At 36.2% G+C, this 19987-nt stretch carries 19 protein-coding genes and 1 tRNA gene; 15 read left to right on the forward strand and 5 right to left on the reverse strand.

What is annotated here, in order from left to right:
• Positions 1-123: 123 nt before the first annotated feature.
• A complete protein-coding gene (locus IGL28_RS02370; RefSeq protein ID WP_164885422.1) occupies positions 124-1506 on the reverse strand; it encodes a TrkH family potassium uptake protein in 1383 nt (460 codons plus the stop codon).
• Between the two features lie 171 nt (positions 1507-1677).
• On the opposite strand from IGL28_RS02370, the gene IGL28_RS02375 reads away from it, so the two are divergent.
• From IGL28_RS02375 to lepB, 4 genes are all read left to right on the forward strand, one after another.
• Positions 1678-2409, forward strand: coding sequence for an epoxyqueuosine reductase QueH (locus IGL28_RS02375; protein ID WP_081127740.1), 732 nt, complete (start codon positions 1678-1680; stop codon positions 2407-2409).
• A gap of 187 nt (positions 2410-2596) precedes the next feature.
• The gene (locus IGL28_RS02380; protein WP_025480242.1) at positions 2597-3097 is read left to right on the forward strand and encodes a hypothetical protein; all 501 of its coding nucleotides are present in this window, start codon (positions 2597-2599) and stop codon (positions 3095-3097) included.
• Positions 3094-3867 (forward strand): DUF6681 family protein, encoded by a 774-nt coding sequence (locus IGL28_RS02385; RefSeq protein ID WP_010720002.1) that lies wholly within the window; start codon positions 3094-3096, stop codon positions 3865-3867. Before IGL28_RS02380 ends, IGL28_RS02385 begins: the two co-directional genes overlap by 4 nt.
• 207 nt (positions 3868-4074) lie before the next feature.
• On the forward strand, positions 4075-4644 hold the full coding sequence (lepB, locus tag IGL28_RS02390) for a signal peptidase I (RefSeq protein ID WP_010720001.1): 570 nt from the start codon (positions 4075-4077) through the stop codon (positions 4642-4644).
• Between the two features lie 140 nt (positions 4645-4784).
• Here lepB and IGL28_RS02395 read toward each other — a convergent pair whose 3' ends face one another.
• Complete coding sequence (locus IGL28_RS02395) at positions 4785-5393, reverse strand: class I SAM-dependent methyltransferase (protein ID WP_081127742.1); 609 nt, start codon at positions 5391-5393, stop codon at positions 4785-4787.
• A gap of 233 nt (positions 5394-5626) precedes the next feature.
• Between IGL28_RS02395 and IGL28_RS02400 the strand changes: the two genes are divergently transcribed.
• The 7 genes from IGL28_RS02400 to upp all read left to right on the forward strand — a co-directional run bounded on the left by IGL28_RS02400 (position 5627) and on the right by upp (position 13162).
• Positions 5627-6211: a thymidine kinase gene (locus IGL28_RS02400; protein ID WP_081127744.1), complete on the forward strand. Its 585-nt coding sequence runs from the start codon at positions 5627-5629 to the stop codon at positions 6209-6211.
• A gap of 2 nt (positions 6212-6213) precedes the next feature.
• Positions 6214-7287: a peptide chain release factor 1 gene (gene prfA / locus IGL28_RS02405; protein WP_010719998.1), complete on the forward strand. Its 1074-nt coding sequence runs from the start codon at positions 6214-6216 to the stop codon at positions 7285-7287.
• The gene (prmC, locus tag IGL28_RS02410; protein WP_081127746.1) at positions 7280-8119 is read left to right on the forward strand and encodes a peptide chain release factor N(5)-glutamine methyltransferase; all 840 of its coding nucleotides are present in this window, start codon (positions 7280-7282) and stop codon (positions 8117-8119) included. Before prfA ends, prmC begins: the two co-directional genes overlap by 8 nt.
• A gap of 191 nt (positions 8120-8310) precedes the next feature.
• Entirely contained in the window at positions 8311-9342 is a 1032-nt protein-coding gene (locus IGL28_RS02415; protein WP_081127748.1) for an L-threonylcarbamoyladenylate synthase, read from the forward strand.
• A gap of 231 nt (positions 9343-9573) precedes the next feature.
• Positions 9574-10818 (forward strand): serine hydroxymethyltransferase, encoded by a 1245-nt coding sequence (glyA, locus tag IGL28_RS02420; protein ID WP_034699610.1) that lies wholly within the window; start codon positions 9574-9576, stop codon positions 10816-10818.
• Between the two features lie 532 nt (positions 10819-11350).
• Complete coding sequence (locus IGL28_RS02425; RefSeq protein WP_081127750.1) at positions 11351-12298, forward strand: alpha/beta hydrolase; 948 nt, start codon at positions 11351-11353, stop codon at positions 12296-12298.
• 234 nt (positions 12299-12532) lie between these two features.
• On the forward strand, positions 12533-13162 hold the full coding sequence (gene upp / locus IGL28_RS02430) for a uracil phosphoribosyltransferase (protein ID WP_010719993.1): 630 nt from the start codon (positions 12533-12535) through the stop codon (positions 13160-13162).
• A gap of 393 nt (positions 13163-13555) precedes the next feature.
• Here the strand turns inward: upp and IGL28_RS02435 are convergent, their stop codons facing one another.
• A complete protein-coding gene (locus tag IGL28_RS02435) occupies positions 13556-13798 on the reverse strand; it encodes a hypothetical protein (protein ID WP_010719992.1) in 243 nt (80 codons plus the stop codon).
• A gap of 119 nt (positions 13799-13917) precedes the next feature.
• Between IGL28_RS02435 and IGL28_RS02440 the strand changes: the two genes are divergently transcribed.
• From IGL28_RS02440 to IGL28_RS02450, 3 genes are all read left to right on the forward strand, one after another.
• Positions 13918-13990: transfer RNA gene (locus IGL28_RS02440), tRNA-Thr, on the forward strand.
• Positions 13991-14837: 847 nt separating this feature from the next.
• Positions 14838-15233, forward strand: a complete 396-nt coding sequence (locus IGL28_RS02445) for a hypothetical protein (RefSeq protein WP_438843879.1) — start codon at positions 14838-14840, stop codon at positions 15231-15233.
• Between the two features lie 137 nt (positions 15234-15370).
• The gene (locus IGL28_RS02450) at positions 15371-16852 is read left to right on the forward strand and encodes a helix-turn-helix domain-containing protein (protein ID WP_053765904.1); all 1482 of its coding nucleotides are present in this window, start codon (positions 15371-15373) and stop codon (positions 16850-16852) included.
• Positions 16853-17078: 226 nt separating this feature from the next.
• On the opposite strand, the gene IGL28_RS02455 is transcribed toward IGL28_RS02450, so the two are convergent.
• A complete protein-coding gene (locus tag IGL28_RS02455; RefSeq protein ID WP_034699620.1) occupies positions 17079-18020 on the reverse strand; it encodes a glycosyltransferase family 2 protein in 942 nt (313 codons plus the stop codon).
• Between the two features lie 216 nt (positions 18021-18236).
• On the opposite strand from IGL28_RS02455, the gene IGL28_RS02460 reads away from it, so the two are divergent.
• The gene (locus tag IGL28_RS02460; protein ID WP_063627689.1) at positions 18237-18722 is read left to right on the forward strand and encodes a methylated-DNA--[protein]-cysteine S-methyltransferase; all 486 of its coding nucleotides are present in this window, start codon (positions 18237-18239) and stop codon (positions 18720-18722) included.
• 142 nt (positions 18723-18864) lie between these two features.
• On the opposite strand, the gene IGL28_RS02465 is transcribed toward IGL28_RS02460, so the two are convergent.
• The gene (locus IGL28_RS02465) at positions 18865-19905 is read right to left on the reverse strand and encodes a YeiH family protein (protein ID WP_034866233.1); all 1041 of its coding nucleotides are present in this window, start codon (positions 19903-19905) and stop codon (positions 18865-18867) included.
• Between the last annotated feature and the right edge of the window lie 82 nt (positions 19906-19987).

Here is a 19987-nt window from a genome sequence, read left to right on the forward strand (position 1 = left end):
GGCCGAAAATAGCTTTTCTATTTTCTGACTACTTTGGGTTATTTTTATTAGAGCGACACAGGATGCATTTTTGTAGACTAAATACAGATTCAGCCTTTCAAGGTTTGTCGATTGTCTGAAATTTTACCCAATGATGATTTTTTCAGTAGGGTATTCGTAGCCTAAATCTCGTGTTTCTTTTGGAACAAATAACATCAAAGTATACAACATACCGATACGACCGATAAACATTAAAGCTGCGATCGTGATTTTCCCAATTACTGACAAGTTCCCAGTAATTCCCAGGGATAAGCCAGTGGTTCCGAACGCTGAAGTTACTTCAACGATAATTGCAATTAAAGGCTGCTTTTCTGTAGCTGATAAAAAGACGATACAGAAAAAACACATACCAAGAGATAACATAAATACAACGACTGACTTACGCACATCATCATTATCGATTCGACGACCAAAAATATTGATGTTGTCTTCGCTTTTAAGAAAAGAGTAGAGATAAAGACCAATAATTGCTACGGTCGTTGTACGAATCCCTCCACCTACCGAACTGGGGCTACATCCAATGAACATCAATAAAGAAAAAACGATCAATGTAGTGATTTGGAAATTACCCAAATCATGGATTTGTAAGCCAGCATTACGAGTAGTCATAGAGTAAAACATAGAATTGATCCACTTGACACTTAAACTAGAATCTTGAAAAAGATGGTCTTTTTCAAGTAAAAAGATTAACAGCGTCCCACCAACAAATAAGATGATAAAGGCTAAAACCGCTAATTTTGTAAATAAGGAAAAGCGAAACGGTAATTTTGCTTTTGAGCGTTTATACAAAATCCATTCACGAAATTCCATCAAAACAGGAAATCCTATCCCACCAATAAAAATCAAAAACATGATAACAAATAGGAACAGATAGTCATGTGCAAACGGCTCGATTGAGTTTCCTGTGACATCGAAACCCGAATTGGTAACAGCAGAAATCGATTGGTAAAATCCATAGAAAAGTGCATCCCGCCAATGATCAAAGTAGCCTCGATAATAGAAATAAATGGAAAAGAAAGCACCAAAAAGGACTTGGAACCACAACAAAATTACAAAGGTGATACGAATCAAACGAACAATACCAGATAAGCGTGGCTGATTCATATCCGTCATGATCAGTTGTCGCTGTCGTAACGTGATTCTTCGTTTAGAAAAGATAATAAAAGCAGTAGAGATCATCATAATCCCTAATCCACCTACTTGGAATAGTATTTCAAGTAAGATTACCCCGTTATCATTAAAAGCCGAATTAATATCAAATGTGGACAATCCCGTTACACTGATTGTACTGATCGCCATGAAAAGCATATCGATAAAAGGTACATGACTATCTGGTTCACGAAAAAAAGGAATGTAAAACAATCCTAAAGAGACAATGGTCATAATAAGATAGTAAAAAACAATGACTTGGATTGAAGAAAAATGACTAGAAGCGTAACGTTCGCTTCGACGTCTTAATTTCCGCATGAAAAGGGTTAATTTCAAGAAACTATCCTCCTTTTTAAAAGTTGTTTCTTTCAGTATACCGAGGTTATAAATAATACTCAAAGAAATCTTAAACAAAATGTACGTTTTCTTTTGATTTGCTATCAAATAGCATATAATTATGGAAGAATTGAAGAATAGCGAGGTCTCCCAATGATTGATGCAAAGGTAATTGTTGAAAAAATGAAAAACCAGAAAATAAATTATGATCGAGTACTACAAAAAATGATCCAACAATGGCAGCAAGAAGAAACTCGACCAAAAATATTAATCCATACTTGTTGTGCTCCTTGCAGCACACATACGTTAGAATTTATGTGCCAATTTGCAGAGGTTACTTTATTTTTTTCAAATTCTAATATCCATCCTAAAAATGAATATTTAAGAAGACTCCATGAACAAAAGCGATTTGTTGATCAGTTTAACGAGCAAACCAATCATCATGTTCAGCTGATCGTTGATGATTACCGCCCCAGCGAGTTTAATAAAATGGTCATTACGCAAGGCCTTACGGAAGAAAAAGAAGGTGGCGCAAGATGTAGTGCCTGTTTTAATATGCGTTTAGACCTGGTAGCACAAAAAGCCCAAGAACTTGGTTATGATTATTTTGGGAGTGCATTAACGATCTCACCCAAGAAAAATGCTGCTCTGATCAACCAAATCGGGATGGATATCCAAAAAATTTATGGAACTCATTACTTACCAAGTGATTTTAAGAAAAATAAAGGATATGAGCGATCGATCCAGATGTGTAAAGAGTATGACATTTTTCGTCAGTGTTACTGTGGCTGTGTCTTTGCAGCTAAACAGCAAGGTTGTGATTTAAAGAAAATAAATCAAGAAGCAAAGGATTATTTAGCAATTTCAAAAATTTCAATTAATTAGCTCTATTATAAAATTTTCAAGAAAACGTAAGAAAAAAATAAGAAATTTATGTTAAGTATAATTAAGTGTCAAAATAAAAGCGATTGATTCGATTGAAAACGAATATTCAGTTTGGTGGAAAAATGAATTTTAGACCAAGCATAAAAAATAATAGTGATGAAAAATAAAACATAAAGGAAGAGATATGATGCGAAAAGTAGCACCTATTTTGAAACCAATAGCAGTCTTAACTATTTCAACAATCGTTGCTACTGCGACCGGTGTTGTCAACAGTTCAAGTTATCGTACCCCTAGTTCAAGTTCGGTGGAAGAAACAACACCAACATCAACACCAGAGACCACATCTAATGAAACGTCGACAACACTGGATCAGACGAATGATTCATCGAGCACATGGGAAGAAAATACGAGTTCAACCAATGAAAATACGTATTCTACAGAGCAACCAAGTAGTTCGAAAGAAAAGTCTGACAAGCAAGGAAGCAGTTCATCCGAAACCAGTGATACGAATGCGATCAATGGAGGAAATCATACAGAACCAAGCTCAAGTTCGTCAACAGTACCAAGTAATACGACACCAAGTACTGAAGGACAAGATAGTGGAGAGGCTACCGTGAAAAATGTAACGCCAACCCAAAATACAGATGGGAAGCAAGTGTATAATCAGCAAGCAGGTGATTCACAATGACAATTTTATTAGATATTATCAATAGCGTGCATAAGTTTTTAGGTTATTTAGATATTAGTCCTAAATATTTAAATCGAGGCTATACGATTTTAAGTGTGATCCCAACGATGTATCTTTTACGGATTATTTATGGACTTTGGCAAAACCAAAATTACTTACAATTTTTCTTGTATGGAATCGGCTTTTTAGTGTTAGTGTATTTTATCATTTTGAATGTATTTTATTACTTTCTGGATAAGAATACCAAAGCGGATGTGACACAATTGTTTGTCAAATATTTACCGGAAGAAGCATTCAATATTCAAACAGAAGAAGCGATGCTGAATAGCGGTGCAATCGACAAAGTGAACACGAAAGAAGTCAGTGTTTCTTATGATGAAGATTATCAATTGCGATTAGCTGAAAACATGCGTTATTTAATCGGGAATGGTGAGATTAAAACAAATGATCTAGGAAGAATGGATGGCTATCTTGTGGATCGTAACACACTTTATCCTTATTATTACGTTAAAAAAGTAGCAGAAAAAGAATATCAGTTGAGTATTGGGCGCAGCTACTCGGATTTAGCCCCTGTTGGAACGATTCTTATGGATTCGGCGGATGAAAAGCTCGAACCAGTTGGGTTGTTTATTGTAGGTGGTGACTTCGTCAAAGAAGGCTTAAGGTATCATGAGCCTTATCGTTTAAAACTTATCGTGAAAAAAGAACAACCAGAAAATGAAGCAATGGTTTACAGTAGAAGTCAACGAAGAAAGCATTCACGAAGTTAATGGATCACGTTGATCAAGACAGGTTGGAAAATTGTGGATGAAAAATGACAGAATCTCCCTTTGAATAATAAAAGAAAAAAATAGAGTTATACGTGATGTATTCTTATTCTTTCCTTTACTTTCTAAAAAAGGTAAAATAAAAAAGAACAATAAAAAAATCAATTGAATAATACGAAGAGAAAACAAAAGTAAAGCGGGAGGTATGTTGTGAAAGAATTTTTTAAAAATTGGGGTATTTTGATCGTAGTACTAGCAGCTATTTTATTAGCTCGGGTCTATGTATTTACGCCAGTTACCGTTAATGGACATTCAATGGATCCGACGTTGAGTGATGGTCAACGATTGATCTCGTCGAAAATCTCAAAATATGAACGCTTTGATATTATCACGACGAAAGAACCTGGAGATGAAGAACGAATGATCGTTAAACGAATCATTGGCATGCCGGGCGATACCGTGAAAATGGAAAATGATCAATTGACGATTAATGGTAAAAAATATAATGAGTCTTATTTAAATGAGTTTAAAAAAGATTTTGCGAAAGATAAATTGCAGAATGAATATTCTTACAGTGAAGCTTTCCAAGCACAGGCTGAAAATTCGCAGCATTTCACAAGTGATTTTGAATATGTCGTGCCCAAAGGAAAATATTTAGTTTTAGGAGATAATCGTTTGATCTCTAAAGATAGCCGAATATTTGGCTTGGTGGATGCAGACATGATTCAAGGAAAAGTAGTTTTCCGTTACTGGCCTTTGAACGAAATCAAAATCTTTTAAGTCTCTTTCTGAGCAGGTATCAGAAAGAGCATGAGCAAAAATGCAGGCAACAGTGGTCATGACCAAGTTGTCTAGCCCAGAAAATAAGCCACAGAATCCGAAATAGTTTTTCCTATTTTAAGGATTCTGTGGCTTATTTTTTATTTTTTTCCGCTAGCAAAAAACAAAGAAGCATCTTGGTTCATGAATAAATTTTTACCAGAGTGAAAAGTGTAGATATTCGTGGAATGAAACCCAATTTGTTCAAGTAGAGCCATAAGTGCTTCATGGTCAAACCCATTATGGACTTTTGGATGGTTGATCGCATCATTGTGATCAAAATCAATGATCAAAAGTTGACCGTTTGGCGTAAGCATGTGGTAGAGTTTTTCTAAGATCAAACGTGTGTCAGGAATATGCAGTAGGACTAATGACATCAAAATAAGATCTACTTTTTGATCGATTTTTTGATCGATGGATTCGGTTGTGGCATCGAACGTTGCCGAAGAGACGTTTGTTAATCCGCTAGTCTTAATTTTGTCTTCAGCAATTGTTAGCATCGCATCAGAGGAATCAACTAGAAGAAGTTGCTTGAATCGGTCAGCTAAAGCTAACGAAACCAAACCGGTACCTCCGCCATAATCCATAAAAGTCAGTTTTTTGGTGGAAGAAGGTAGTTGAGAAATTAGTTCGTCTTGAATAATTTTTGCTAGTGCTTTTCTTTCGGGAGTATCATAATGGTTTGCGATTTGATTGAAGATTTCTGACATAAGGTCACTCCTGACTTCATAAGTTAGATGAATTTTATTAAGTATAGCAAAAAAATCTGTTTTCCCAAACCACTAGTTGATTTTGAAGAATTGAAAGACACGCAGCTATTGTTTTAAATGTATGAGTGTTTTAATCTAAAGTAACGTTTTTACCAGATGAAAAATTCTCACTGTAAAAAATAATGAAAATCAAGTATAATACCATAGGAACAAACTGGAAGGTGAGCAAGTAAATGGCACAACTATTTTTTAAGTATGGCGCAATGAATAGCGGCAAGACAATTGAGATCTTAAAAGTCGCACATAATTATGAAGAACAGAATAAACCAGTTGTCTTGATGACAAGTGGGATCGATACCAGAGATGGTGTTGGTATTGTCTCTAGTCGTATTGGGTTAAAAAGAGAAGCCACGCCGATTTTTGAAGAAACAGATGTCTTTGATGTCATTTTTCAAATGGAGGATAAGCCATATTGTATATTGATCGACGAGGCGCAATTTTTAAAGAAAAAACACGTAATTGCGTTTACGAAAATTGTTGATGAATTAAACATTCCGGTGATGGCATTTGGTTTGAAGAATGATTTTAGAAATGAGTTATTTGAAGGATCAAAATATCTATTGCTTTATGCAGACAAAATCGAAGAGATGAAAACGATCTGTTGGTTCTGCCATAAGAAAGCAATCATGAATTTACATTATATCGATGGTCAACCAGTTTACGAGGGGGATCAGGTACAAATTGGTGGAAATGAAGCCTATTACCCCGTTTGTCGGAAACACTATTTTGAACCATCAATTATGACAGAAGGAGAATAAAGATGTACGATCAATTACAAGCAATTGAAGACCGTTATGAAGAACTGGGCGAGCTACTGAGCGATCCAGAAGTAATTTCAGATACGAAACGTTTTATGCAATTGTCAAAAGAAGAAGCAAACACTCGTGAAACTGTTGATGTCTATCGCCGTTACAAAGATGTCGTACAAGGAATCAAAGACACAGAAGAACTGTTAGGTGAAAAGTTAGATGATGAAATGGCTGAAATGGCCAAAGAAGAATTATCTGATTTGAAAAAAGAAAAAGAAGAATTAGAAGAAAAAATCAAAATCTTATTACTACCAAAGGACCCGAACGATGATAAAAACATCATCATGGAAATCCGCGGGGCAGCAGGTGGAGATGAAGCAGCGTTATTTGCTGGTGACTTATTCAACATGTATCAGAAATATGCAGAATCACAAGGTTGGAAAACGGAAGTGATGGAGGCAAGTATTACTGGTATCGGTGGCTATAAAGAAGTCATCATGATGATCTCTGGAGAAAATGTCTATTCAAAATTAAAATATGAAAGTGGTGCGCATCGTGTACAACGAGTGCCATCTACAGAATCACAAGGACGAATCCACACATCAACAGCAACCGTTGTGGTTATGCCAGAAGCAGAAGAAGTAGAAATCGATATTGAAGATAAAGATATCAGAACAGATATCTATCATGCATCAGGGGCGGGTGGTCAGCACGTCAATAAAACAGCATCGGCAGTTCGTCTAACTCATTTACCTACTGGAATCGTGGTAGCAATGCAAGATGAACGTTCACAGCTGAAAAACCGTGAAAAAGCCATGAAGATTTTACGTGCCCGTGTCTATGATAAAATCCAACAAGAAGCACAAAGTGAATACGATGCAAACCGTAAATCAGCCGTTGGAACGGGTGATCGCTCTGAGCGGATCCGTACGTATAATTTCCCGCAAAACCGTGTGACAGACCATCGTATTGGTTTAACTATCCAAAAATTAGATCAAATCCTTGCTGGAAAAATGGATGAGATCGTGGATGCGTTGATCATGTATGACCAAACATCAAAATTGGAAGAAATGCAAAATGGGTAAGACCACGTATTTAGAAGTCCTATCACGGGCTTCTTCTTTTTTAGAAGATCATGGAAAAGAAGGTCATAGTATCCAATTTCTTTTTCTTGAACGTAAAGGCTGGCAAAAACTTGATTGGTTGTTGCAGATGAATGAGCCCATTTCTAGCGAAGATCAACAGATGATCGAACAAGATCTGGAGCATTTGATGAACAATTATCCGCCTCAATATTTGTTGGGATATGCTGACTTTTATGGTCACCGCCTAAAAGTGACAGAGGACACTTTGATCCCTAGACCGGAAACAGAAGAATTAGTTGAACGATGTTTGCAAGAAACGTCAGAACAAAACTTGAAGGTCATAGATATTGGAACAGGAACAGGGGCAATTGCGATCAGTTTAAAAGCTGCAAGAAAGAACTGGGACGTTTCGGCTGTGGACCTATCTCCAGCAGCTCTTTCAGTAGCGAAAGAGAATGCGCAACAAGCTGGACTGGCGATCCATTTTTATCATGGAGATACACTGGCACCGGTCAGTGATAAAACCTTTGACGTCATTATTTCCAACCCGCCGTATATTCGTTTCGATGAATGGGAATTGATGGATGAAAGTGTTCGGACATTTGAACCTAAAATGGCATTATTTGCCGAAGATGAAGGATTAGCCATCTATAAAAAAATAGCAAAAGAAGCAAAACAATGTTTGAAACCAGAGGGAAAACTTTTTTTGGAAATAGGATTTAGCCAAGGGGAGATCGTGAAACAAATCTTTCAAACGGCATTCCCCAATAAACAAGTAAGTATTCATAAAGATTTATTTGGAAATGAACGAATAGTTTCTGTGATGAGCTGATTGTGGATGAAAAATATTTTTTATGTTTTTTTATCATAAAAAAACATTGATTTTACAAGGATGAAAACGAGTTATTGACTTATCAACATACTTATCCACTATTGACAAAATAGTTATCAACACTCTGTTGATAACATGAGGATAAAGTAGAATAAATCAAGCATATTGAAAAATGAGGGTGTGGATAGACTGTGGAAACAAACTATTATCATGAAGAACAATTATCAGAAGCAGCACAAGCATTAAAAAGTGGCGAACTCGTTGCTTTTCCAACTGAAACTGTCTATGGACTAGGCGCTAATGCACTTTTGCCTGAAGCGGTAACCGAAGTGTTTTCGGTCAAAGGTCGTCCACAAGATAATCCTTTGATTGTCCATGTTTCATCGTTTGAGCAAGTAAAACAATTTGTGGATAACTTTCATCCTTTAACGGAAAAAATCGTCAATCATTTCTGGCCAGGTCCCTTAACACTTATTTTTGAGATCAAAAAAGGGTCTTTACCACCTATTGTAACAGGTGGGTTATCCACAGCTGCTTTTCGTATGCCAGATAACAAAAAAACACTTGAAGTCATCCAATTAGCTGGTATACCAATTGTTGGTCCTAGTGCGAATACTTCGGGAAAACCTAGTCCAACGACTGCGGAACATGTCTACCATGATTTAAAAGGAAAAATCAATGGGATCATTGATGATGGGGCAACCCGAATTGGTGTGGAATCAACCGTGATCGATCTCAGTGATCCGGATCGTGAACCCATGATTTTACGTCCAGGAGCGGTGACCAAAGAACAGCTTGAAAAAGTAATCGGTGGAAAGGTAGCCGTTGATCGTCATTTAGTCCAAAGCACTGAAACACCTAAATCACCAGGAATGAAATATAAGCACTATTCGCCTGATACGCAAGTCATGATGGTCCAAGAAAATGATTGGGAAGCCGCTGTAAAATGGGCGAAAGAAGAACATTTGCGTGTTGGAGTAATTGCAGGTCCTAAAATTGCTGAAGCTGTTCGTTTTGATGTAGCAGCAGTCTACATGTATTTTGATGATTCAGTAGAAGCCGCTACGAAAGGATTATTTGCAGGATTACGTGGGTTAGATGAAAAGAAACTTGGACTTGATATGATCTTTGTTGCAGTATTTCCAGAAGAAGGTCTGGGAAATGCTTATATGAATCGCTTAAAAAAATCAGCGGGACAAAAATATTTTGAAAAAAGAACGTAGGTAGCTTGTACCCATACTTTATTATGATACAATGCAATAAAGTAAACACTACTTGAATAAACTTGAATAAAACTGAGAGATCATGTTCAAAAGAGAAAGAATCAGCAATCATTCGTGAGAAAGAGCTTTTTACCGTGATCTGAATGACCAGTTAAGGATTTTAGCTGATCGTGCCTAGATTGCTAGTTGATTCATGATTTCTTAGTAAACAATAAGAAGGAGCTGTTGTGTGTGGTAGACTACAAAACGTTTGACCCAGATTTATGGGCAGCAATCGCAAAAGAAGAAGAAAGACAAGAAAATAATTTGGAACTTATCGCTTCCGAAAATTTTGTCTCTGAAGCAGTGATGGCGGCTCAAGGAAGTATCTTGACAAATAAATATGCAGAAGGTTACCCTGGGCATCGTTATTATGGTGGCTGTGAATTTGTCGATATCGTTGAAAGTTTAGCGATCGATCGTGCAAAAGAATTATTTGGTGCAAAATTTGTCAATGTTCAACCTCATTCTGGTTCACAAGCGAACACGGCAGCATATCTTGCTTTAGTAGAACCCGGTGACACGATTTTAGGGATGGATCTTTCAGCAGGTGGACATTTGACTCATGGTTCTCCTGTGAACTTTAGTGGAAAAACGTACCATTTTGTAGCCTATGGTGTTGATCCAACAACAGAAGTCATTGATTACAATGTTGTGCGGATTTTAGCTAGAAAACATCAACCAAAATTGATCGTTGCCGGAGCAAGTGCCTATGGTAGAATCATTGATTTTGAAAAATTTAGAGAAATCGCTGATGAAGTTGGTGCGAAATTAATGGTTGATATGGCACATATCGCTGGCTTAGTTGCAGCTGGTGTCCATCCAAGTCCAATCCCTTATGCGGACATTACTACGACAACCACTCATAAAACATTACGTGGACCACGTGGTGGTATGATTTTGACCAATAATGAAGAATTAGCGAAAAAAATCAATAGTGCAGTTTTCCCTGGCATCCAAGGTGGACCACTAGAGCATGTCATTGCAGGGAAAGCAGCAGCATTCAAAGAAGCATTGACACCTGAATTTAAAGAATACAGTGAACAGATTATTGCTAATGCCAAAGCGATGGCAAAAGTCTTCAATCAAGCAATCGGTACAAGAGTGGTCTCTGGCGCAACGGATAATCATTTAGTTTTAATCGATGTCCGTGGATTAGAGTTAAACGGGAAAGAAGCCGAAAGTATTTTAGATAGTGTGAATATTACGGTTAACAAAAATTCAATTCCATTTGAAACACTTAGCCCGTTCAAGACTAGCGGTATCCGTATCGGTACTCCAGCAATTACTACAAGAGGCTTCAAAGAAGAAGATGCTGCGAAGGTGGCGGAATTGATCGTCAAAGCTTTACAAGCCAAAGAGAATGAAGCCGAATTAGCTGAAGTCAAAGCTGGTGTGCGTGAATTGACTGAAAAATATCCTTTATATAATAAATAAAAGGAATAATCACTACAAAACGAGTCGCTTAACGCAAGAAGTACCATCCGCAGACATAAAAAAGCAACTGTTCCAAAATTCTTAGTTTGCTGAAATTTACTGTGTATTAAAAATAATCCGAAGAATCCAAAATCGCTTCTCCTGTTTTTGGAATTCTTTGGATTATTTTTTGAAATGGCTTATTGTGTGTGGATACTTTTTCAAGGGAAAGTTGTTGGAATCGCTTCTTTTGGGTGTTTTAGTTTTATTTAGGCAAAAGTTTTCTTCTATCGATGTAGCACGAATACATTGGTGAGATCTATTTAAAATAGCCTGAGATATAGGACTGAGATGGATTAGGTATGGAAGTGTTGAGGTTTTGTTTTAATGAAGGGATAAACTAAGACGCAGGTACTGGGGGAAGTATGAGGAATGCTTATGTTTACTGAGTTTGAGAGAAAACAAACAAACTGATTTTTTGACTTTTTCATTGGGGCTCACTAGTATATGAGGTGTAATTTGGCTTTTTATTATAATCTAGGGAGGAACCATGATGACCGAACGAATCTCATTAGAAAAAGCAGCAATCGAATTTAGTGATGCAAATGCTCCCCACCCAAGAATCTACGAATTACCACCTGAAGAAGGACGAGCGCTATTAGAAAAAGTCCAAGAATCGCCCGTTGATAAACTACCAGTCGACATTGAAGATTTAACGGTTGATACTGGTCAATGGGGGTCCATCAACGTTCGTTTTGTCCGTCCAGAAGGAAATACTGATAAATTACCAGTGATTTTCTATATTCATGGAGCTGGTTGGGTTTTTGGTAGCGCACAAACTCATGACAAGTTGATTCGTGAATTAGCCGTTCGCACGAACTCGGTCGTCGTTTTTCCAGAGTACAGCCGTTCGCCGGAAGCAAAATATCCAACAGCGATCGAACAAAGCTATGCAGTCTTACAAAAGCTAAGTGAACTAGCGGAATCAAAAGGGTTAGATTTATCTGAATTAGCGGTAGCGGGCGATTCAGTTGGAGGTAATATGGCAACTGTAATGACTATTTTAACCAAAGAACGCCAAGGGTTGCCGATCCAAAAACAACTTTTGTTTTATCCGGTGACGGATGCCAATTTCACTACTGATTCTTATCAAGAATTTGCCGAAAACTATTTTTTAACAAAAGAAGGAATGAAATGGTTTTGGGACCAATATACAACTGATGATTCAGAGCGGTCAGAAATCACAGCATCACCATTACGAGCGACTTCTGAAGAGTTGGCAGACTTACCACCAGCTTTGATTTTAACTGGTGAAGCAGATGTTTTAAGAGACGAAGGAGAAGCTTATGCTCGGAAATTACGTGAGGCAGGTGTGGCAGTCACCCAGGTTCGTTTTCAAGGGATGATCCACGATTTTGTGATGGTCAATTCATTGGACCAAACCAATGCTACCAGAGCAGCGATGCTTTTAGCGACTCAGTGGTTACAGCAGGATCGATGATCCTATTTATATAACCAGATATATGTAATATTAATCTGACTAAAAGACAGTAAAAATAACAAAAAAATTCATTGTTTAAAGCTTTTTTGTTATTTTTTACTGCTTTTTTTTATTTTTGATTACTGTTGTTTTATTTATTTTATTTTCTTTTGAAAAGTTGTTGGTTTGACTAGTCAATTGGGTCTTTTTGTTTTACAATTAAAAAGAAACGACAGAACAAAGGAGACCAGAAAAATGGGCAAATTCCAAGTAATCGACCATCCATTGATCCAACATAAACTAACTATTATTCGTGACAAAGACTGTGGAACAAAAGTTTTCCGTGAGGTTGTCGACGAAATTGCTATGTTGATGGCATATGAAGTATCACGTGACATGCCATTAGAAGATATCGTAATCGAAACACCGATTACAGAAACAACTCAAAAAACGTTATCTGGTAAAAAAGTAGCGATCATTCCGATTCTACGAGCAGGTATTGGGATGGTTGACGGTATTTTAGAATTGATCCCAGCTGCGAAAGTCGGACATATCGGGTTATACCGTGACGAAGAAACATTTGAACCTCATGAATATTTCGTAAAATTACCTGAAGATATCGATGCACGACAATTATTTGTTGTTGACCCAATGTTAGCGACAGGTGGCTCAGCAATCATGGCGATCGATGCATTAAAAGAACGTGGCGCTTCAAATATCAAATTTGTTTGTCTAGTAGCTGCTCCAGAGGGTGTAAAAGCTTTACAAGAAGCACATCCAGATATTGATATCTACACAGCTGCATTAGATGAAAAATTGAATGAACACGGCTACATCGTTCCAGGTCTAGGCGATGCAGGGGACCGTTTATTTGGTACGAAATAAAAATAATAAACGCTAAGGAACCAAACCATAGTAGAATTTCTTATTCTATTATGGTTTTTTGTTTGTTATTAATTCTAGTAATTTTATCATGGTTTTGATAGAAAGTAGTTTATTCAAAGAATAGCTGCAAGAAGATGGATCAAAGAATATACGCAATTTGAAAAAACGGATGGAGTCTTGCGGAATCTTAAGTGAACAAGAGGAACAGCAAAAGAATAGAGGATGATTTTTGCCATCTCATAAGACTTTATTGATGTGAGAAAAAAACTGTTTTTTAGTTAGAGAGAGCAATAGGCACGTTTATGATGACATGAATGGAATAAGTAACCCTAGATAGTTGATGAAATTTTTCAAATAAAAAAACCATCCCAAAAAACGCAGAGATGGTCAGTGTTAAATTTTCTTCAATTCTTTGTAATTGATGATGATTACACCTTTGCTTTGCGTCATTAAATTGGCATTTTCATCTGTTTTGTCAATTTCAACCACAGCCGAGTTTTTCAGTTGTTTTGAAATTGTTCCAGTTTGCGGTGTTCCATGAATCATAAATGTCACGTGAGTGTCGATCGTAAATTTTTCCCCAAATTCTGACGGTACGATAGTTGTATCAAATTTTCCAAACGTTGCCATTTTCATAAAACCTGCCTTTCATATCAATTATACCACGTTTTATGAAAAAAATCATGAAATAGAACGAAATTTACACTTGTCCCTTTACAAATTTTTAAAATACGTATATAATTTCATATGGAAACGCCAGCTTAGCTCAGTTGGTAGAGCAACGCACTCGTAACGCGTAGGTCACAGGTTCGATCCCTGCAGCTGGCATCATTTATAAAAGCAATGATCTCAAAGTTTTTTTATTTTGAGATCGTTGCTTTTTTTCGTAAGGAATTTGAAAAGTAGAGGAAGGACCATCATTAAAAATAGCGAATACAGGGATGTCTATTCTGTATCTGTTTTACTATTCAATAACTGAGAAGAAGCATCAAGATCTGGTTCTTCAACCAATTTTTTAAACATCAAAATTAGTAGATTCTACTAGTTTTGATGTTTTTTTGTTGAACAAATGACAGCCATCAAGTGCTAAAACAGATGGAATATAAAACTGTTGAAAAATAAAGGAGTTTGGCACAACTAGAGGTTTCGTTCTTTTTTATAAAAAAACTAAGTGGGATTTCTAATAAATGTAAAATTATGGATAGGAAAAAAGCGGATAGGAAATGATTTTTTTCTTAAATCAAGTCAATTATTTGGCACATTATTCCTTTTTTTGCTATCTAAGTCGCCTTTTTTTTCACTGTAAATATAGATTACTAATTTTTAAAATGTTATACCGATTTTTTTATTGGTTATTTATTTGTCGTTATTAATGATAGCGAACTAGTTCTGTAGTTATATTTTTATATTGAAATAAACGATGGTCTGTATGATCTTGCTTCATGACCTTCTGATTTAAAAGTTGAAGAAATTTGACGATCAAAAAAAATTCACTTGAAATTAGTTATTTATTTTTCATATTTATATGCAAACATCAGCAAACCTTCATAATACTATTATTTTTTATTTTAAAAGTGAAAAAAATAGAAAAAAACGGAAAAAATTGGTGTTTATTCAATAAAAAACACTCTATTCTAATTATATATTTGAATTTATTTTAAATTAGGAGGGAAAAATGAAAAAGAAAAAAATTTATCAGGTATTGGTGATGGGGTTAGTTGTTGGTCAGGTTCTTACTAACGGGACAACATTTGCTTACGCAGCGACACTTGAAAGAAATCTTTTGGATGAGAGCAAGTTTTCAGATGAGCGTATAGGCGCATTGAATGATCAGTATCAACCAGCTACTTATGTTTACTATAAAATAACGATAAATGAAGCGCCTAAAATTCCTAGTCAACTTCAAAATAAAGAGCTTGTTGAAACTCAAAATATAAATAAAAATGAAGTAAAACAGATCGTTTATCAAGTTCATCAGCAAATAAAACAACAAATAAAACCAACTACACAGCAACAAATAAAACAACGAAGTTTGTCAAAAACGAACGAAAAGAACCTTTCTAGCCTCTGATTCGAAATGTTTGGAATAGGATTCAATGCTCTTGAAGACAATCAGGTCTTTTGGAAAAAGAGCAAAACTGAATAATTAACATACTTCTAGTGTATTGAATTCATCTACTGGAAGTAATTAGGGAAAGGAATGGCGAAATGGATATCGTTCAGTTGCTAGATGAAAACTCAAAAATGAAAATTAAACTTCTGGAACTTATTCAGACCAAACTTGGTGAAAGAGTAGAAATCTCTTTTTTAGCGCAGAAAACAGGTATATCTAAATTTAAATTAAGTAAATTAATTCATGAGTTGAAAATGGAGCTAGAACAGAAATTATGCTTAAATGATTTTTTTGTCGTAAAGCGGGGCGTTATTCAAGTATATTCTTTTATTTGTGATGAGAACATTCTTAAATTACGTCAGCACTATTTAAATAGTTCGCTAACTTATCAGCTGCTTATTTTCCTGCTGTTTTCAAACCGACCAATTAATAAATTTACGACCGATCATTACATTTCAAATTCTTCTTTATATCTTTATAAAAAACGAATCAATAAATTGTTAGAAAAAGATCATCTCATTATTAAGAAAAATAAGATAGTAGGGAATGAATGGAAGATTCGCTCGGTGGGCTATGGCATTCTCCATAATTTGAATGGGATTGATTCCCCTTTTACTGAGCAACAAAAAAATCAAAGTGACCGGCTTGTATTTTGGATCGAACAATTTTTTAGGATTAGAATCCGTAATAGTTTACGTTATAAATTATCTTTATTTCTATCAATCAGTGCGCTTCGGATTCAGAGAAAAGCGTATTTGGATGAAGCACATCTGACGATCAAAGTTGATCAGACCTCAATATTGGTTCAAAAACTTGCAGGAAAATTGAAGACAGAGTACCAAATATCAGATACAGTAGCAGTAAAAGAAGCTTCAGTCTTGTATGCCTATTTATATGTTAATCGGATCATTGATAAGAAGTCTTGTCTAGATTTTTCTGAACTAGATCCGACACTGTCAATTTTTAACAATAATTATTCAAGTATGCTAAAAGGTATTGCTGATTCAACTTTTGTTGATCAACGTCTGTTTAAAGTGTTATTGAAAAATGTGCAACCGATACATGAACGGTTGTTATTTATGCCCGATATCCATCATCGTTTTGGAAATATCCATAATTTTCAATTTTTAAGAGAAGAATATCCTTTATTTGATCAGAAAGTCAATGAAACCATTATGGAAACAGCTCGTTCTATTTTACTTAATGAAGAAGAAAAAGCAGATTTATACATGTACTATATGATGGAATTGATTGAAAATTTTCCCTTAGAAGCAGTTGAAGAAGCTGTTTATATTACGTTGGATTTTTCTTATGGAAAAGCGTATGAAGAGTTTATTGCAGAACATCTCCAATATTCCTTAGCTGGAAAAATAGTCATTGAAAAAGTTATTTCTTCGAAAACGGATATCTATATTTCTGACTTTCATTTAGGAAACCTTCAATGTACCCATATCTTATGGCAACGATTGCCCAACAATCATAATTGGCAAGAACTAATTAAACAAATTAAACAATGCATCAGCGAAAAAAATGTCGTAAATCAAAAGGAAACGTCCAATGTTTCCTCTACCAGCTAGTCTCTTTTCTTTTACTTGCCTATAATGTGACAGAGATTTATTCAATAGCTTTATCGGAATGTTATTGTTGTGTTTAGAAGTAATGTATTTGCTAACTAGAAAAATAAAAAAACACCTGAAATCAAACGCTCATTTCAGGTGTTTTTTTATAGAGAAAACCTTGGGCACGAAGGGAGAAAATCTCGAAATAGAAATAGCTATTCTCACAACGGTCAGTATTCACGACTTATTCTTTTTCACGAGAAACGATGGTTTGTTCTGTTTCACGTATGATATAAACGGGGCGTTGTTTGGTTTCAAGGAAAATTTTACCAATGTATTTGCCAATGATCCCTAGGCATAGTAATTGGATGCCGCCGATAAATAAAAAGATCGATACCATTGAAGGCCAGCCTGCTGTCGGGTCACCAAATAATAATGCTCGTGCAATGATAAATAAAATAGCAATTCCCGAACCAATACAAGAAAGAGCGCCAGTGAAAGAGGCGATCGTTAGTGGTGCATCTGAAAAATTGACGATTCCATCAATCGAATAATTGAATAATTTCCAAAAGGACCAAGAGGTTTCACCAGCCACTCGTTCACGGTTTTCAAAAGAAAGATACTCTGTTTTGAAACCGACCCAACTAAATAATCCTTTTGAAAAACGATTGTACTCGGTTAACTCTAAAACAGCATCAACCATCTGTCGAGTCATCAAGCGGAAATCTCTTGCACCATCTACCATTTCTGTGTCACTGATTTTATTGATCAACTGATAGAACCGTTTAGCGAAGAAACTCCGAATCACTGGTTCTCCTTCTCTTGTTGAGCGTCTCGTTCCTACGCAATCAATGTCAGTTGTCGTGATTTTTTCAATCATGAGTGGTAGTAATTCTGGAGGATCTTGTAAATCAACGTCCATTACTGTGATTAGCTCCCCAGTCGAAGCTTGTAAACCCGCATAGAGGGCAGCTTCTTTTCCGAAATTTCGAGAAAAAGAAACGAATCTCACATATTCATATTTTCTCGCTAATGCTTTAATGGCTTGTAGCGTACCATCTGAGGAGCCATCATCAATAAACAAGTATTCAAACTCGTGTCCGTCTTTGAATTTTTCTACTTCATCGAAAAAAAGCGGTACAGTCTTTTCTTCGTTATAGCAAGGGACAACAATTGATATTTTCATATGATAAATCCTTTCAAGCAAATATTATTTGTTCAAACAGAATAGTAAATAAACTGTATTTTCTGTTACTTAAGTAATCATCATTTTTAGTTTATCATTAAGCTGACACTTAATAAAACTTTAAATTGCATTTTTAGCTAAAATAATACAAGATAAATAAAATAGTAGAACGGTAGAGGAGGGCAAGTCTAGTTCATTCAGGATTAGACGATGAAAATGAAAATAAATACGCCAATTGGAGAACTATGGTTAGATGCAGATCAGAATGGGTTGACGAAGGTTTCGTTTCATCCGATTGAAGAAATGGCGGTAAATGGTGCACAGGATCAAGGAAAGAAACAAGAAATCCTACTTGAAACAGAACGTCAATTGGCTGAGTACTTTGAGGGCAACCGGCAGGACTTTCAACTTCCGTTATCAATAAACACAGGCACGATTTTTCAACAAAAGGTTTGGCAAGCATTGCAAGAGATTCCTTATGGAGAAATACGCACATATAAAAAAATAGCAGAAACCATTGATCATCCCAAAGCGGTCCGAGCAATCGGACAAGCGAATCGCATGAATCCATTACCAATCGTGATTCCATGTCATCGAGTGATTGGACAAAACGGTCAATTAACCGGTTATATGGGAAATTCGGAAGCTGGCTTGTTGATCAAACGTCAACTACTTGTATTAGAAAAAGCACTATCTGAATAAAAAGAACTGGAATCATTGAACTAAAAACCACCCCTTCGCCCTGAAATAGAAATGACTATTTTGGGGCGAAGGGGTGGTTTTAAGTCTGGGGATTTTATGAAGCCAACAAAGGCAGATCGCTTATACCAGTGGCATCCGGTAGTTATAGTGTTGTTAACCAAATGAATAGCAGCGCAGCAACAGTTTGCAGTAAACCAACTGCTAGACCATAAGATAAGAATCGAGGTCCTTCTTTCATGAATTTAGCGAAATCTAAACGTAAACCAATTGCGGCTAAAGCAGTGATTTCAAACCAATTACTAATAAAGTGAGCCCCTTTGTCGATAAAAGTTGGGAGCGTAAATAGGCTGTTGAGCAAGCAGAAAACTAAAAAGCCTAAAACATACCATGGTAATGGGAATCTTCTTTTCTTGGGACTGTCAGACGAAATCGTTTCAGCAGAAGCTGTCTTTTTTTGGATAAATTTTTCAAATAAATAGACAACAGCAACTAACATCATGATCCTTAAAATTTTAAAGAGCATGGCAAATTGAACAACTGAAGCATCAAGCAAACTGGCGCCAGCGACTACTTGTCCAACAGATTGAAGTGTTCCGCCTAAAAGGGCACTTTTTTCAATTAAGTGATCTCCGTATAAGTGTAAGCCAAGAAAAGGTAAAGAAAGCATCATGATCGTTCCTAATAAATTCACTAATGTAATGATCTGTCCTTTTTCTTCCTCTTCAGCATGGATCACTGGAGCGATTGCTGCAATAGCCGAAGAACCGCAAACAGCATTTCCTCCTGCCATCATCAAGGAAGCTGTATCACTAAACAACAATTTTTTGCCGATCCAATAGGCACCGACGATCGTCACACTCATTTGCAACAAGACGAAGGCAATCCCTTTGATGCCGATTTGAGCAATCGTTTGAGCCGTAACCGTTGCTCCCAATAAGAAAACGGAGCATTCCAATAATTTGCTTTCAGCGAATTTTGTTCCAATGGCTAAAGAAGGTTGTTTGAAAAAAGTATTACCTAACAAGATCCCTAATAAAATGGCGATCGTGGCAGCACCAAGCTGTGGGAGCAACAATGCGAGAAGTTTGCTCATGACTGCTACTGAAAAAGCAAGAAGTAATCCAGGTAAGATTCTTCGTGAGCCTTGATTTTTAAATTGATTAATGGTTACTTGTAGATTCATGTTCTAAAAATTCCTTTCATTATCTGTGCGCATGTTTCAGAGTTGAAAAACGGGTACTCGTATTTAGAGGACGACGACTCTG

The sequence above is a fragment of the Enterococcus sp. AZ077 genome, assembly GCF_051714965.1.
In the GTDB taxonomy this organism is placed as follows: Bacteria; Bacillota; Bacilli; order Lactobacillales; family Enterococcaceae; genus Enterococcus_B; species Enterococcus_B hirae.